Consider the following 15,130-nt stretch of genomic DNA (forward strand, 5'->3'; position numbering starts at 1 on the left):
TTTATTCATTTTTATGTCTCCTTAACGAGTCGTAATTTACGACTCAATTATAACATAATTTTTATAAAGTCAAGCAATTTGCTTTGAAAATCGTTATGATAGCGTTTTCCGATTCGAAATAAAATCGAAAAAAAAGAGCACTAATATTTATAAATGCTCTTTTTTCAACTATTTAAATGTTTTTTTACCATATTTTAACATAACTACCATAAGGATGATTCCAATACCAAATTGAAAAACAACTGGTGCAAACGTTGGTTCAACAAATCCTACAATAAAACTGATTATACTTGGTAGGCCCATTGCAAAAACGACCATCTTCATTGTTTGTCCAAAAGTCAAAAAGCTTGAGTATCCGAATCTAAACAACTGTATCACAAGACTCATCACGAGTACGAAAAATGCATATAATCCAATACTTGTTCCAATATTAACCAACAATGTATATAAAATAATGTAATTCCCAAAGCTTGTTTCTATAGATTCACCAAAAGTTTCATACATGCTTTCACGATCTTCTCCGGTGGCTAAGTTTAAGCTTCTAAAACTTAAACTGTCGTCAAACCCCTTGTAATCATAGCCAATCATATATGCACCTTCACCGTTTGTATAAACAACCCTATCTTTCATAAATAAAATTGATTTTTCGTCACTTTCATCGTATGTTTCGGTTTGAATGTTAAATACGTATTTGACGCCTCGATGTTCATAATTATATACAGTTTCAGTTTCACAAATAAACTCATTTGCAATGATATTACATTCATCAGGTAGTTGCCAATCTGGTGTTTCAGATATAAAACTTTGTTCAATAAAATCAAGTTTCCAACCATCTTCTTGTACTATAAGTAGATTCATAGGAAATAGACTGATTAAACTCAGTAAGATAAAAAATATAAATACTTTCCATCCTTTTTCTTTAGCATGTTCAAAAAAATTGGGATAGTCAACTGCATACTTGAAATATTTGACAATAAACATTAGATATAATCCTCAATCAAGTCAGGGTCTATTTCTAAAATGATTGTGCCATATCCATCAATGTTAAGGCTATCTCCATAAATAAACTCTAAGTATTCAACACTAACTTCAAAAGCATCAGGTGTCATATTATGTAACACTAGAACTGCTTGCTTAAAGTCTTCGTATTCATAATATCTTACATATCCTTGAATTTGTAATACATTATTGACATATGGTTCAAAATAATTCCCATACATTAAAGCCGGATTTTCTTTTCTAAGTTCAATCATTGTTTTGTATGTGTTATAAAGTGAAGTTTGATCAGTTTTTTGAGTCTCTAAATCTGCTGTATGATCATTTGATCCATCACTTGGTAGCCAATAAGTTTCATATGTTGGAGAACCCCACATAAATGGTTGTCTACGATATTCATCATATACAACGCCATAACCTGGTATGTTCATACCTTCGTATCTATATCCTTTCATCCCGAGTTCATCCCCATAATAAATAAACGGATTCCCTGGTAGAGTCATTAAGACTCTAGCTGCCAAAGCAAGCTTTTCAGGTTGATTGATAAATCCTTGTGAAGAAGCAATTCTATCAACATCATGGTTACCTAAAATAGGTGCATCAATAAATTCCGGATCCACTTCTCTAAATGTGTTATAGGCACGATTTAAATTGTCGACAAAATTAAACCTGCTATTTTGCATACCTATTTTATCAAGGACTTCCCCTCTAAAATAAAAGTTGAATAATGAATCGGACCCAATATAATAATCAGATATTAGACTATATTGAGGAACAAATACTTCTGGAAGTATATAACTATTTGGGTAGTCTCTTTCCATATGTGCTTTAAGATTTAATAAGAACAAAGTGTTTTCCCAATCAGCATTAATGCCTTCGAGAAAATGCATTGCAGCATCTAATCTAAACCCATGAACACCTTTTGCTAAGTAGAAATCTACAATATTATAAATTTCGTCAATGACCTCAGGGTTTTCAAAATTTAAATCCATCATACCGCCAACAAAATATGAATATGGAGTACCATTATTAAAGACGTAGTAATCTCTATATGGACTTGATGTGCTACTGATTGCGTCTTTAAACCAAGGATGTTGATCAGAAGTATGATTAATCACTAAATCCATAACAATTTTAATATCTTTTTCGTTTGCAGCAGTTAGTAAGTTTTCAAAGTCTTCCATAGTTCCATAGTCACTATTGATATCATAATAATCAGTAACATCGTATCCATGGTAAGAAGGAGATGGATGAACTGGTAATAGCCATAAAGCTGTTATCCCTAATTCTTCTAAATAATCAAGGTTTTGTGTAATACCATTTAAATCGCCAATACCATCTCCATCACTATCTGCAAAACTTCTTACAAAGATTTGATAATATACATCTTGTAATGGGTTGATTTCTTCAAAATCATATGGATCAACCGGATCGATTGGATCTATTGGTTCATCTTGACAAGCAATGAGTCCAAAGCTCATCGAAATCAGTATCATAAAAATAATTATTTTCTTCATTAGAAACCTCTTTTTCTCATCGACTCTGTTTTGTTAAATGCCTCAAATTTCCCTGTTGGCTTTTCTAAATCAATGACTTTTGTTTTAAATATATAATCATGGATGGTTCTGCTGGTTTTATCCGACATCACAAAGAAAGCAACGATTAAGTAAATACCAAATGTTAAAATGCTTGCCCCTAGTTTAAAGACATCTCTTAAAAACAATCTCCATAGTTCTGCTTTTGAGTCATCTATCTTTACAATTTGGATTCTTTGAACTTTTTTACCGAGTGTTTGGCCATGTGTTTTCTTAGATAAATAAGGTATAAAGTAAAAACCTAAAAAAGCGACACCTGAAACTATATAAGGTAAGGGTTTATAATACTCTCCTAAAAACAAGGATAATATAATAAATAAGGACACCGCAGATGTGTCAATGGCAAAGGCTCTAACTCTTTTTTCAAATGATGGTACCATAGTGCATAATCCTCCATAATAATCTACTCATATTATAACATAATATTTTTTATGAAACCGTTTGCAATGATATGCAAAAAAATAAAAGCGATTCGCCTTTATTAATTTATTAATCTATAACAAACTCAGTTGTTGTTTCTGCACGCTCTCTAAGTTCATCTTCAAAAGCGATACGATCAACAATTCCTGGGAAATAAATATCTTCATAAACTTGAAATTCATCATAATTTCCAAAAACATAATCATTAGTAGATACCCAATAATAACTATTTGGGTCAATGTCGTTTTCATTGAGACCGGATCTTAAACTGTATTTAAGACTTGAATTATTAAACAAACTAATGACTTCACTACCTTTAATATAAACAGATATGATTTGATTATCAAATGGGAAAATTTTATAAGTTGTAGCAACAGTAATCGCTTGTCCTTGAACTAGTGAATCTCTAGTACCGCCACTATTGTGAACACCAACATCCGCGTCAGCTGCTTTTCTCATGACTTCAGCCATAAACTCAGTTAGAATCGTTCGATCATAACTTTGAGATGAGTATAAAATTGCTTCGTTTAGTAGTGGTTCAATTTGATTAACATACGTTTGAATGAGTGCATCAAGTCCCGGATGTGGAGTTTGTAGTCTTATATCATCATTTGCAACTAAATTATCAATATGATCTAATGAAAGTTTATTCGTTTCATCAACACTATATGATAAAAATCCTAAAACTCTAGCATTCGACGATGCTTGAATGAGTGGTACACCATTTACATCAGATGTAACATTGGAATGCGAATGGCCGTTAAATATACCATTAATATTTCCATTGGTACTTACTGTCATATTATAGTAGTTATCATTACCATGATTAATTGCAAACACAGCATCAACTTGATACTCATCGATTAAAACATCGGTATAGTACTCAGTCCAGTAGGTAGGATTTTGAAACTCATAATCTTCTACCCTACTTTTAGCAATCGATGATTCTAGTCCTGCACCAATCGTTCCAATCACACCTATTTTTAAATCTCCTTTTTCAATAATTGCATATGCATCTATAAAATCAGGTCTTGTTTCTGTATCTTTATAAAAGAGATTTGCAGCAAGTAATGGATATTCTGCTTTTGTGCCTAAAGTACTAGGATCAAAATACTCGACAACTGTATCCAAACCCCAATCAAACTCATGATTGCCTACAACAAAGACATCTAAATTCATATAATTAAACATCTCAATCATCGATGCACCATAATAAAAATTAGATAAAATATTTCCTTGAAGTAAATCACCACCACTTAAAAATAGTGTTTCATAAGGATTTTTATCGTATTCATCTAAAATCACATTTCCAATTTTAGCTAAACCCATTTCTTCATTGTTTTCCAAAATTGATCCATGTGTATCATTGATATAAAATACATTTAAATCATCTATATCAACTGATTGATCGTTATAATCAACTTGAACAGCAACCACTTGTTCAATCACATGACCATATGAATCAATCACTTTATAATAAAGCGGATAAGAGCCTACTGTATTAAGATCAACCATTTCATCATTTATCGTGATAACATGTGTAATATCGCCATCTTCATTGTCATGCGCACTAATGAGTTTCATATAGTCTGGTGCTCCACTGCCAATGTAATGATATATACGGTTATATCCAGAAATAACAGGTGCCTCATTATCATAAACAAAGACGCTAAATCGCTCTATTCTTTTGTTTCCAGAAGAATCATAGACAGTAGCAGTGATTTCATAAACACCTGGTTGTTCAAAATCTACTTCACCATCAAAAATAATATCAGCGGTTATATCACCATCGAGGGTATCATAAGCTTTAATTTCTGCTTGATAGTCAATAACCTCTTGACCAATATAATAATTAAATGATTTTATACCTTCGAAATATGGCGGATTATAGTCAATGATCTGTGTTGGTTCACTGACAAAAACTTTGATACTTGCAGTAATTTTACTGCCATATGTATCTTCTACTTTATAATATACATTATATGTGCCTTCTAGATTGTAATTAACTTCTTGATCATCCACAGTAATGTCTAAAATAGGTGTACCCAAATAGTCTTCTGCTGTAACACCTTCCAAATAGTTTGGGATTACATCACCAATCGTATATTCAACATTGCTGAGTCCATTTATTTTGGGCATACCTAATTGTGGATTTGATACTTGTTCACACCCTTGAAATACAAGTAATAATGTGACTAAAAAAAATATTTTTATAAATTTCATGCCGCATACCATCCTTTGCAAAAGTATTATAACATAGATTATGTTTATCATAGATAAAATATGTTATAATAACTAAAGTAAAAGAGGTGGACATAATGAAAAAACAACATACCTTATGGGAACTCTTCTGGACCTTTTTTAAGATAGGTGCGCTTACTTTTGGTGGTGGATTGGCGATGATGCCAATCATGCGTCGCGAAGTGGTTCATAATAAAAATTGGGTCGATGATGAAGATGTATTAAAAATATTGGTTATTTCTGAGTCAACACCAGGTGTATTTGCGATTAACTCGGCAACTTTCATAGGCTATAAGATTGCAAAATTCAAAGGTAGTTTACTCGCAACATTGGGGGTTATCCTCCCTTCTTTTATCATTATTTCAATCATTTCTTTATTTATCATTGAGTTTAAGGAAAATCCAATTGTAGCATATGCGTTTTATGGCATTCAAGCTGGTGTAGCAGTATTGATTTTTAAAGCAGCTTTAAAACTATCGAAAAAAATCCACTTTACATTGTTTTCAGTAGCCATCTTGGTTGCATCCATTATTGTATCCATGTTCACCGAAATTAGTGTGATTTATATTTTATTAGCAAGCGCTCTTTTAGCAATCATCTTTGGATATGTTGAGAGTTTGAAGGGAGCGAAAACAGTATGATTTTAGAATTTTTGAACCTATTTTGGATGTTTTTTAAAATTGGCCTCTTCACTTTTGGTGGTGGTTACGCGATGATTCCACTCATCGAACAAGAAATTGTTGGTGGTGGTTATATTCCAGAAACATTACTTTATGATTTCATCGGTATCGCAGAATCGACACCAGGACCGATTGCAATCAATATGGCAACTTTTATTGGGACTCATGAGTTAGGTGTTTTAGGTGCTGTAGCAGCAACCATTGGTGTCGCACTTCCAAGCTTCATCATTATTCTTCTTATTGCTTCTTTAGGTAGTAAATTTTTGAATTCAAGAATTGTTAATGAGGCCTTTAAGGGCTTAAAGCCTGCTGTTATAGGACTTATTTTAACTGTATCCATCGGTTTGTTTATTCGTGGTATATTTCCAAATGTCAACTTATCACAAGTTATTTTCAACTTTTCTGGATTTAATTATAAAAACTTAATCATTTTAGTCGTTGTGTTTTTATTTGGATTTTTACGAAAAAAATCAAGTCCTGTTCAGATTATTCTGTTATCAGCACTTTTAGGCATTGCTACATACTTAATACTATAGAGGTGCATGATGAAAGATCTAACTTGGCTTAAAGAAAACTTAATCGCTCATAGAGGATTACATACACTAGATCAAACTGTTCCTGAGAATTCTCTAGAGTCATTTAAACTTGCAATAGAACAAGGGTATAGTATTGAGTTTGATATTAACCTACTCAAAGATGGTGAAGTTGTCGTTTTTCATGACTACAATTTGAGTCGATTATTTGGAATTGATCAAACACTTGATGAAATCACATATCAAGAACTTAAGCATTTTAAATTAAAAAATAGTGAGTTTATTCCTACTTTAAAAGACACACTTGATTTTATTGATGGCAAAGTGCCAGTTTTAATAGAGTTAAAACCTCATGGAAACGTAAAAAAGTTATGTGTGAACTTCATGAAGATTATGGAAAACTACACTGGTAAATATGCTGTATTTAGTTTTCATCCAAAAGTTGTTTATTATTTAAAGAAACACCACAAAGATGTCATTAGAGGACAAATATCTGAGTTTTTTAGATCTGATCAAAAAATGCCAAAACTGTTTAAAATTTTGATGAAACGCATGGCTTTCAATCTCTTTACAAAGCCAGATTTCATTAGTTATGGTATCTATGATATGCCAAATAAATATTTAGATAAATTAAAGAAAAAAGGCATAACTATCATTAGTTATGCCGCTCGATCACAAAAAGATTTTGATTTTGTTAAATCTCATTATGATAATGTTGTTTTCGAATATTTTAAACCTAATAAAAAGGTGCCAAAGTAATTTTGGCACCTCATTTTTTTAATCCATATCTACATCGAAGTTTTCTAGTAAACTCTTCTTTTGAATAAATGCTGCATCACCATGTTTAGTTAAGAACATTGTGATGAAACTTGCTGCGACAAATATTGTTGCATATGGGAATAAGACAAGTCTAGTTCTAAATACATAATCCATGAAAACACCAGATAAGATCGGTGTTAATATTTGAGCTGCCATAGAAAATGCATAATAGTAACCCGTATACTTACCAACGTTAGAACCTTTAGCAAGTTCTACGACCATTGGATATGAGTTAACATTGATGGTTGCCCATCCAATACCAGTTAGACCAAATACAATATACATAATCCATCCTGTTTCTTCATTAACAAAGGAAGCTGCCCCAAAACATATAGTTAGTAATACAATACCAATTAAAATTGATTTTTTACGTCCAATCTTTGTTGAAATTATACCAATAGGAATAAAAGCTATAATTGCTGTGACATTTGCAACCAATAAAGGTAAAGTAAATGATGGGATTTGAAGGACATGAGGTACATAATCTGATACTTTTGATATAATCGCGTTATATCCCATAAACCACAGGAACACTGAGGCTAAAATCAAAATGAGTGAACGTTGTTTATCTTTAGGCAGTTGTTTCATGTCATGAGTCTCATCTTCATCTTCAATAAGATTCAATCTTAACTCTTCTTCTATTTTCTCTTGTACAAGTTTTGGTTCTTTGACTTTCCATAAGAAAATCAATAAAACAAATAACATAATAACGCCAACGATAACAAACGCTAACGTATAATGAACATACGATCTACCATCTAGTCCTAATACAGTAAGTAAAACTAACGATGTTGTCCCTGCGGCTGCACCCATCAGATTAATAATCGCATTTGCTTTACTTCTAAGTGGCTTAATCGTTACATCTGGCATTAAGCTTACAGCAGGTGATCTAAATACAGACATTGCAATAAGTGCAATCAATAGAACACTAACAAATACGATAAAATTAAATGGACTTTGAACTGTTTCTTCCCATGCAAGTGTTGATAAATAGGTTTGATAATAGTCATTTAAAAATGCTAGATCCCCTACTGTTAATTCTTCACCAGGGTTTTCAATTAGAATTTGATTGATTTTATCATACGTATTTGTCTTAAATCTATTATAGGCATTTGCAGTAATAACGCCTGCATCTTCTTTTGCTTGTCGTTCTTCATCCATCTCATCTAGAAGAGTTGCCCAAAAAGTCTCAAGTTTTCGATCATCGTTATCTTTATAATTTTCGTATAATCCAATGATTTCTGTTTGCTCAATTCTTGCTGTTTGAATATTATCCATAAACGATAAACTCATAAATGCAAATGCAGCTACAACAGTCCCTATAATCACAAAAGGAGTTCTTCTACCTTTCTTATGATTCGATCTATCTGAAATAGCACCAAATATTGGAAGCATAAATAATGCTAGTATATTATCAAGTGCCATGACGAGCCCCGAAGTCGTTTGATTTAAACCGAACTTGTCAATCATAATCTTAGCGATAATATTATCATAAGTTTGCCAAAATATCGTAATAATGAAAAACGCTAAGCCCACATAAAACGTCTTTTTATAATCTAGTTTCATAAAGTCTCCCTTAATATGATTTTTTATTAATTTTATTATAGCATTTTAGTTTTGAATATAAAAATATATTTACACTTTATAAACAATAAATGCCTTATCTTTAAAAAAGCGAAAAGAAAAGTAATATATTTGTGAATATATATTTTATAATTGAAAATGTTATGGTATCATTTTTATAAAGAAAGCGCTTTTACGAGAGGGAGAAACACATGGAAAAGAAACAAAATTTAACAATGAAAAATATTTTTTCGTATGCTGTTGGGGATTTATATGGTGGCGGAGCTTTTTTCATTATAGGTGCGTTATTTTTAGTATTTTTAACAGATGTTGCAAAAATCACACCAGCACTTGCTGGTACAATCATCTTAATCGGTAAAGTATGGGATGCAGTTACTGATCCAACCATGGGTTACATTTCTGACAATACAAAAAGCAAATATGGTCGAAGAAGAATATACTTTTTAATAGGGATCATCCCAATCTTTTTGTCGTGGTTTTTATTATGGTCTTCTTTTGGATTATCTAGCGATGTAGCCAAATTTATTTATTACTTACTCGTTTATCTATTATTTAATACTGTATTTACATTAGTCATGGTGCCTTATAACTCTATGCCTTCAGAGATGACGAATCAATATCAAGAACGATCAAAACTGATTACCATAAGAATGTTATTCTCACAAGGTGGTATGTTATTGGGTGCTGTATTACCACTTACCATTATAAACTTCTTTGATTCGAATCCGAGTTTAGGTTATATGGTCATGGCTACTATATTTGGTTTAATTTTTTCTATTCCTTGGATTTTTGTTTTCCTTGGAACATTTGAGAAAAAACACATTTTTGAAGTAACTGAAAAACTACCTTTACCTAAGGTAGCTAAAAAAATATCAAAAGACTTTGGATCCACACTAAAAAACAAGTCATTACGTATTCATACATCTATGTATATAGCAGCTTATGTCTCAATGGATATTTTTAATGCTTTATTAATCTATTTCATTAGAGATTATTTGAATCAATACAAAAACTATCAAGTTTTATTAGGTGTTGTCGTTATTATTCAAATGTTGTCTTTATTTATCGTAATGAAATTAGTCAACAAATTTGGAAATGCCAAAACCTATAGAATACACGCAACTATTTGGATGATTGCAGTATTTGCACTTTTCATGATTAATCAAAATATACCTATTTGGGCATTATTAATCGTCGGTGCTTTTGTTGGTTTGGGATTAAGTGGTTGTGTTATGACACCTTACAACATGCTAGCTTTTGTAGTAGATGCAGATGAAATGATTACTACAAAAAGACGTGAAGGTATCTATGCAGGTATGATGACTTTTATGAGAAAGATAGCTCAAGCAGTCGCATTGTTTTTAGTTGGTGTGGGACTTGAAGCAGTGAATTATCAAGAACCATTAAACGACGTTGTCCAAACACAAACACCTGAAACTTTGCTTGGTATTCGCTTAATGTTCCTACTTGGACCAGTTGTTCTATTAACTCTAGGTATTATATCTTCTTTTAGATATAAAATATCACCAAATAATCATGAAATACTTATGTCTGAGATTTCTAGATTAAAAGCTGGCGGTTCAAAAACAGATGTAGCTTCAGATCATAAACAAATCATTGAAAGCATTACAGGCCAAGACTATCAAAGCTTATGGAAAAAAGAAGGCGTAAATCATGATTAATCGTATCAAAGATGGTTTTGAAATTTATATAGATGATTTGCTTCTTTTAAGGCACAGTCTAGATAAACCTTGCTTATTTATCGGAGAAAAAGCCTTAAATATCGAAATGACAAATGGTGAGTTTGATTTTCAAGATGAGACACATTTTGAACCTGTTAAATCATTTAAAATTAAAGATAATATTATCGATTTGAATGACTTTAAAATCGAAGTTATCTCAAACCAAGAAGGACAACTTAGTTTAAAATTTATCAATTTGAATCAACCCTTTAGACTTAACATAAACTCTCATTTGGAAGAGCGCATATTTGGTATGGGTGAACATTTCACAGATTTGAATCTAAAAGGAAATATCGTGAGAAACTGGGTTGAAGAACATATTACGAGAAAGCAGATATATCATAAAATTATTAGACGTATGTTTAAATTAAAGCCTAAAAGATGGCCTTTTAAGGACTATAAAACATATTTTGTAGCACCAACTTTTGTCTCTTCACAAAACTATTTTTGTCATGTTGATACATATGGCTATGCAATATTTGATTTTTCAAAAAATGATGAACACCAGATATCTTTGTATTCAAAAGTAAATCAGATTGATTTCGTAAAAAAACCGTCACTTCTTGAACTATCCGGCGCATTAAGTCATCACATAGGTAAATTACCAAAATTGCCCGATTGGATTTATGATGGCATGATTTTTTCAATTCAAGGTGGGACTGAAATCATTAATCGAAAACTCAATAAATTAATAGACTATGATGCGAAAATCAACGGGGTTTGGTCCCAAGATTGGTGTGGTGAGTTATATACTTTTTTCGGTAAACAAGTTTATTGGAACTGGGAAGTAGATCATTTGCTATATCCAAATTTGAAAGATCAAATCAGCAAATGGCATAAAAAAGGTATTCATTTTCTTGCTTATATAAACCCTTATTTAAATGCAAATGGTGATATGTATAAGGAAGCATTAGCGCTTGATTACTTAGTTAAAAACGCTGATGGAACTCCGTTTTTAACAAAAGCAACCTCATTTTTGTTTGGTATTGTTGATTTAACACATAAAGATGCTTATACATGGTTTAAAAACATCATTAAAACAAACTATATTGACTTAGGTATTATGGGTTGGATGGCTGATTTCGGGGAATATTTACCTGTAAAATGTAAACTTCATTCTGGGACTGCCGAAGAGCTTCATAATCACTGGCCAGATCTTTGGGCAAAACTTAATAGAGAAGTTCTAGAAGAGTCAAACCTATTATCATCAGCATTATTCTTTAATAGAGCAGGTTATAAAGATAATAGTCGTTATACAACATGCATTTGGAATGGAGATCAACATGTTGACTTTACGGATGACTTTGGCATGGCTTCTGCTTTAAGAGCGATGTTGTCATTATCATTTTCAGGTATAGGATTTTCTCACTCTGATATCGGAGGCTATACGACAGTACCTTTTATTAAACGTTCTAAAGAACTTTATATACGTTGGTTAGAAATGAACACATTTACTCCTATCATGAGATCTCATGAAGGTAATAAACCTTGGAAAAATGTTCAATTTGACCATGACGATCAAGTATTAAGACTTACATCGTTTTTTACAAATATACATTACATGTTAAAGCCTTATTTCTTAGCAGTGGAAAATGAATATCAAGCTAGTGGATACCCTATGATTAGACCTCTTATGTTTCATTTTGATTATTTTACAGACAAAGCTTTTATGTTAGGTAAAGATCTCATAGTCTTTCCAGTCTTATCGAAAGGTAAACGCAAAATATCGATACATATGCCTGAAGGAACATGGATTCATCTATTTAGCGGTATAGAGTTTAGTCAAGGAACACATATGATTCAAGTACCATTTGGAAGTCCAGCAGTATTCTATCGAAAGGAATCAGAATTTAGCAATATCTTTCTAGAAATCTCAAATTACATACCTAAATAAACAAAAAAAAGAACTCAATTTTCATGAAGAAATGAGTTCTTTTTTTGAATTTATATTGATTTATACGTATTCATAACCTACAGCTATCGCTTTTTGATTTACTGGCAATAAAGCTTCTTTTTCACCTGTTAAGAAATGTTTTAAACTTTCTACAATCACTTCTTCTTTAAAGATATTGTTTACTTTTAAGTAAGCACCTAGCATAACCATATTAGCAACCTGAGGTTTATTAAGTTCATTTGCAATCTCATTCATTGGTATACCATAGATATGACATTTCTGCTTAACTTTTTCTTCAATCAATGAAGCATTATAGAAAATGTTTCCTTCGTCTGTAACTAAATCTTGAAATTTATGAAGCGATGGTAGATTAAACACCATTAAATCATCAGCTTTTTTAAATATTGGTGAGTAAATCGGTTTATCACTAATCGTCACTGCACAGTTTGCAGTACCTCCTCTAGTTTCTGGTCCATATGTAGGTACCCAAACACTATATAATCCTTGTAGGTTTGCTGCATAGGCAATGAGTTGTCCTGTAAGCATGACACCTTGGCCACCAAAGCCAGCTATTCTAATTCTTCTAATCATGACTCATCACATCCTTAAATACTCCAAGTGGGAAGATAGGAACCATTTCTTCTTTGACACGATTCATTGCGTCAAATGGCTTCATTTTCCAATTTACCGGACAAGTCGATAAAACTTCAATCATCGAAAACCCTTTACCATCAATTTGATATTGGAAAGCTTTTTTAATCGCTTTTTTAGCTTTTCTTATGTTTGGAACATCAGTTAGCATGACACGTTCTACATAAGCAGCACCGTCTACTTGTCCCAAAATCTCTGACATCTTAATCGGACCACCATGTAATGCTTGAACTCTACCATCTTGAGATGTTGTTGTTTTTTGTCCAACTAATGTTGTAGGGGCCATTTGACCACCAGTCATACCATAAGTGGTGTTGTTCGCATAAATAACAGTGATGTTTTCTCCACGATTTGCTGCATGAATTGTTTCAGCAATACCAATCGATGCTAAATCTCCATCGCCCTGATAAGTAAATACAATGTTTTCAGGCAATGAACGTTTTACACCAGTTGCAACCGCACAAGCTCTACCATGAGCTGCTTGTTGCATGTCACAATTGATATATTCATAACTAAACACTGAACATCCAACAGATGCAATACCCACTGTGTGATCTAAAACACCTAGTTCATCTAATACTTCCGCTACCAATTTATGAAGTATACCATGTGTACACCCTGGACAATAATGTGTTCGATTATCTGTAAGTCCCAGACTTCTTTCATATTTAATCATCTATTCCACCACTCTTTCATCAAAAGTCATGATAGCTTCAACAATTTCTTCTGGTTCTGGAACAATACCACCAGGTCTTCCATAAAATGCTACTTTATGTCTACCTCTATCTGAAATTAAAACGTCATCTAACATTTGTCCTAATGACATTTCTACAACCATTAAACCTTTAACACTCTTAGGTATTTCACTAAATGCTTTCTTAGGATAAGGCCATAGAGAAATCGGTCTAATCATGCCTACATTCACACCGTTTTCTGCTAAGATTTCAATAGAAGAACGACAGATTCTTGCTGTTGTTCCATAAGCTACAATGACATAATCTGGATTATTATCCATATTAATCATTTCATATTTTGTTTCGTTTTTTTCTATTTCTTTATATTTCTTTTGCAGTTTTAAATTATGTTGTTCCAGTTCATTTGGATCTAAGAATAAACTATTTATAACATTTCTACCTTCATGGTGTTTAGTTCCTATAGCTGCCCATGATTTCTTTGGTAGTTCTCTTTTTTTGACTGGAATATCTAAATCAACTGTTTCCATCATTTGACCAATAAGTCCATCAGCTAAAATCATGACTGGATTTCTATATGCATCTGCGATATCAAAAGATTCTTTAACCAAGTCAACTGTTTCTTGAACAGATTCTGGAGCTAATACAATCACGTGATAATCCCCATTGCCTCCACCACGCGTTGCTTGATAATAGTCACCTTGAGAAGGTTGTATGGTTCCTAATCCAGGACCACCTCTCATGACTGAACCAATAACACATGGTAGTTCAGCACCTGCAATATAACTAATACCTTCTTGTTTTAAGGCAATACCTACTGAAGATGATGATGTCATTACTCTTTTTCCAGAACCAGCAGCACCATAAACCATATTAATTGCTGCAACTTCACTTTCAGCTTGAACAAACACCTTACCAGCTTCAGGTAATAATTTTGATAAATACTCTGGCACTTCATTTTGAGGTGTAATTGGATAGCCAAAATAACAATCTAATCCTGCTTTAATCGCTGCTTTTGCTATCGCTTCATTACCTTTCATCAATACTTTACTCATCTGTCTGCCACCTCTACTTTTATAACTGAATCAGGACATATGATTGCACAATTTGCACACCCAATGCATTTATCCATATCTGTGACACTTATCAAATGATATCCCTTAGAATTCATTCTATTTTTGTCAAGATTAAGGATATCTACTGGGCATACATGCGTACAAAGCTCACATCCCTTACAAGCTTCATTGTCAAATGTTAAATTTCCTTTTTTCACTTGATCACAT

General features: G+C 32.4%; 14 protein-coding genes. 5 read left to right on the top strand and 9 right to left on the bottom strand.

Annotation, left to right across the window (positions count from 1 at the left end; genetic code table 11):
• Positions 1–168: 168 nt before the first annotated feature.
• The 4 genes from BK011_07510 to BK011_07525 all read right to left on the bottom strand — a co-directional run bounded on the left by BK011_07510 (position 169) and on the right by BK011_07525 (position 5,234).
• Positions 169–981 (bottom strand): hypothetical protein, encoded by an 813-nt coding sequence (locus BK011_07510; protein AUD65546.1) that lies wholly within the window; start codon positions 979–981, stop codon positions 169–171.
• Complete coding sequence (locus tag BK011_07515; protein AUD65547.1) at positions 981–2,513, bottom strand: hypothetical protein; 1,533 nt, start codon at positions 2,511–2,513, stop codon at positions 981–983. The genes BK011_07510 and BK011_07515 overlap by 1 nt, the downstream gene beginning before the upstream one ends.
• Positions 2,513–2,971: a hypothetical protein gene (locus BK011_07520; protein ID AUD65548.1), complete on the bottom strand. Its 459-nt coding sequence runs from the start codon at positions 2,969–2,971 to the stop codon at positions 2,513–2,515. The genes BK011_07515 and BK011_07520 overlap by 1 nt, the downstream gene beginning before the upstream one ends.
• Before the next feature lie 109 nt (positions 2,972–3,080).
• A complete protein-coding gene (locus tag BK011_07525; protein AUD65549.1) occupies positions 3,081–5,234 on the bottom strand; it encodes a hypothetical protein in 2,154 nt (717 codons plus the stop codon).
• Between the two features lie 95 nt (positions 5,235–5,329).
• On the opposite strand from BK011_07525, the gene BK011_07530 reads away from it, so the two are divergent.
• From BK011_07530 to BK011_07540, 3 genes are read left to right on the top strand one after another with little or no spacing between them, the layout of a single operon-like run.
• Positions 5,330–5,893, top strand: a complete 564-nt coding sequence (locus BK011_07530; protein AUD65550.1) for a hypothetical protein — start codon at positions 5,330–5,332, stop codon at positions 5,891–5,893.
• Positions 5,890–6,468: a hypothetical protein gene (locus BK011_07535; GenBank protein ID AUD65551.1), complete on the top strand. Its 579-nt coding sequence runs from the start codon at positions 5,890–5,892 to the stop codon at positions 6,466–6,468. Before BK011_07530 ends, BK011_07535 begins: the two co-directional genes overlap by 4 nt.
• A 9-nt stretch (positions 6,469–6,477) precedes the next feature.
• Entirely contained in the window at positions 6,478–7,224 is a 747-nt protein-coding gene (locus BK011_07540) for a hypothetical protein (GenBank protein ID AUD65552.1), read from the top strand.
• Positions 7,225–7,242: 18 nt separating this feature from the next.
• Here the strand turns inward: BK011_07540 and BK011_07545 are convergent, their stop codons facing one another.
• Positions 7,243–8,850, bottom strand: coding sequence for a hypothetical protein (locus BK011_07545; GenBank protein ID AUD65553.1), 1,608 nt, complete (start codon positions 8,848–8,850; stop codon positions 7,243–7,245).
• A 209-nt stretch (positions 8,851–9,059) separates the two neighbouring features.
• On the opposite strand from BK011_07545, the gene BK011_07550 reads away from it, so the two are divergent.
• Complete coding sequence (locus BK011_07550) at positions 9,060–10,550, top strand: hypothetical protein (protein ID AUD65554.1); 1,491 nt, start codon at positions 9,060–9,062, stop codon at positions 10,548–10,550.
• Entirely contained in the window at positions 10,543–12,504 is a 1,962-nt protein-coding gene (locus BK011_07555) for a hypothetical protein (GenBank protein AUD65555.1), read from the top strand. The genes BK011_07550 and BK011_07555 overlap by 8 nt, the downstream gene beginning before the upstream one ends.
• A gap of 60 nt (positions 12,505–12,564) precedes the next feature.
• Here the strand turns inward: BK011_07555 and BK011_07560 are convergent, their stop codons facing one another.
• The 4 genes from BK011_07560 to BK011_07575 are packed head-to-tail and all read right to left on the bottom strand — an operon-like array spanning position 12,565 to position 15,120.
• Positions 12,565–13,095: a hypothetical protein gene (locus BK011_07560; GenBank protein AUD65556.1), complete on the bottom strand. Its 531-nt coding sequence runs from the start codon at positions 13,093–13,095 to the stop codon at positions 12,565–12,567.
• Positions 13,088–13,831 (bottom strand): hypothetical protein, encoded by a 744-nt coding sequence (locus tag BK011_07565; GenBank protein ID AUD65557.1) that lies wholly within the window; start codon positions 13,829–13,831, stop codon positions 13,088–13,090. Before BK011_07565 ends, BK011_07560 begins: the two co-directional genes overlap by 8 nt.
• Positions 13,832–14,902, bottom strand: coding sequence for a 3-methyl-2-oxobutanoate dehydrogenase subunit VorB (locus BK011_07570; protein AUD65558.1), 1,071 nt, complete (start codon positions 14,900–14,902; stop codon positions 13,832–13,834).
• Positions 14,899–15,120 carry a 2-oxoacid:acceptor oxidoreductase gene (locus BK011_07575; protein ID AUD65559.1) on the bottom strand — a complete coding sequence of 74 codons (222 nt, stop codon included), beginning with the start codon at positions 15,118–15,120 and terminating at the stop codon, positions 14,899–14,901. The genes BK011_07570 and BK011_07575 overlap by 4 nt, the downstream gene beginning before the upstream one ends.
• Positions 15,121–15,130 lie beyond the last annotated feature (10 nt).

It is taken from the genome of Tenericutes bacterium MZ-XQ (assembly GCA_002838205.1).
In the GTDB taxonomy this organism is placed as follows: Bacteria; Bacillota_I; Bacilli_A; order Acholeplasmatales; family Acholeplasmataceae; genus Mariniplasma.

Bases quoted from the DNA above. Each gene is read 5' to 3' on its own strand.
- BK011_07510 (AUD65546.1), bottom strand. From the start codon at position 981: ATGTTTATTGTCAAATATTTCAAGTATGCAGTTGACTATCCCAATTTT.
- BK011_07515 (AUD65547.1), bottom strand. From the start codon at position 2,513: ATGAAGAAAATAATTATTTTTATGATACTGATTTCGATGAGCTTTGGA.
- BK011_07520 (AUD65548.1), bottom strand. From the start codon at position 2,971: ATGGTACCATCATTTGAAAAAAGAGTTAGAGCCTTTGCCATTGACACA.
- BK011_07525 (AUD65549.1), bottom strand. From the start codon at position 5,234: ATGAAATTTATAAAAATATTTTTTTTAGTCACATTATTACTTGTATTT.
- BK011_07530 (AUD65550.1), top strand. From the start codon at position 5,330: ATGAAAAAACAACATACCTTATGGGAACTCTTCTGGACCTTTTTTAAG.
- BK011_07535 (AUD65551.1), top strand. From the start codon at position 5,890: ATGATTTTAGAATTTTTGAACCTATTTTGGATGTTTTTTAAAATTGGC.
- BK011_07540 (AUD65552.1), top strand. From the start codon at position 6,478: ATGAAAGATCTAACTTGGCTTAAAGAAAACTTAATCGCTCATAGAGGA.
- BK011_07545 (AUD65553.1), bottom strand. From the start codon at position 8,850: ATGAAACTAGATTATAAAAAGACGTTTTATGTGGGCTTAGCGTTTTTC.
- BK011_07550 (AUD65554.1), top strand. From the start codon at position 9,060: ATGGAAAAGAAACAAAATTTAACAATGAAAAATATTTTTTCGTATGCT.
- BK011_07555 (AUD65555.1), top strand. From the start codon at position 10,543: ATGATTAATCGTATCAAAGATGGTTTTGAAATTTATATAGATGATTTG.
- BK011_07560 (AUD65556.1), bottom strand. From the start codon at position 13,095: ATGATTAGAAGAATTAGAATAGCTGGCTTTGGTGGCCAAGGTGTCATG.
- BK011_07565 (AUD65557.1), bottom strand. From the start codon at position 13,831: ATGATTAAATATGAAAGAAGTCTGGGACTTACAGATAATCGAACACAT.
- BK011_07570 (AUD65558.1), bottom strand. From the start codon at position 14,902: ATGAGTAAAGTATTGATGAAAGGTAATGAAGCGATAGCAAAAGCAGCG.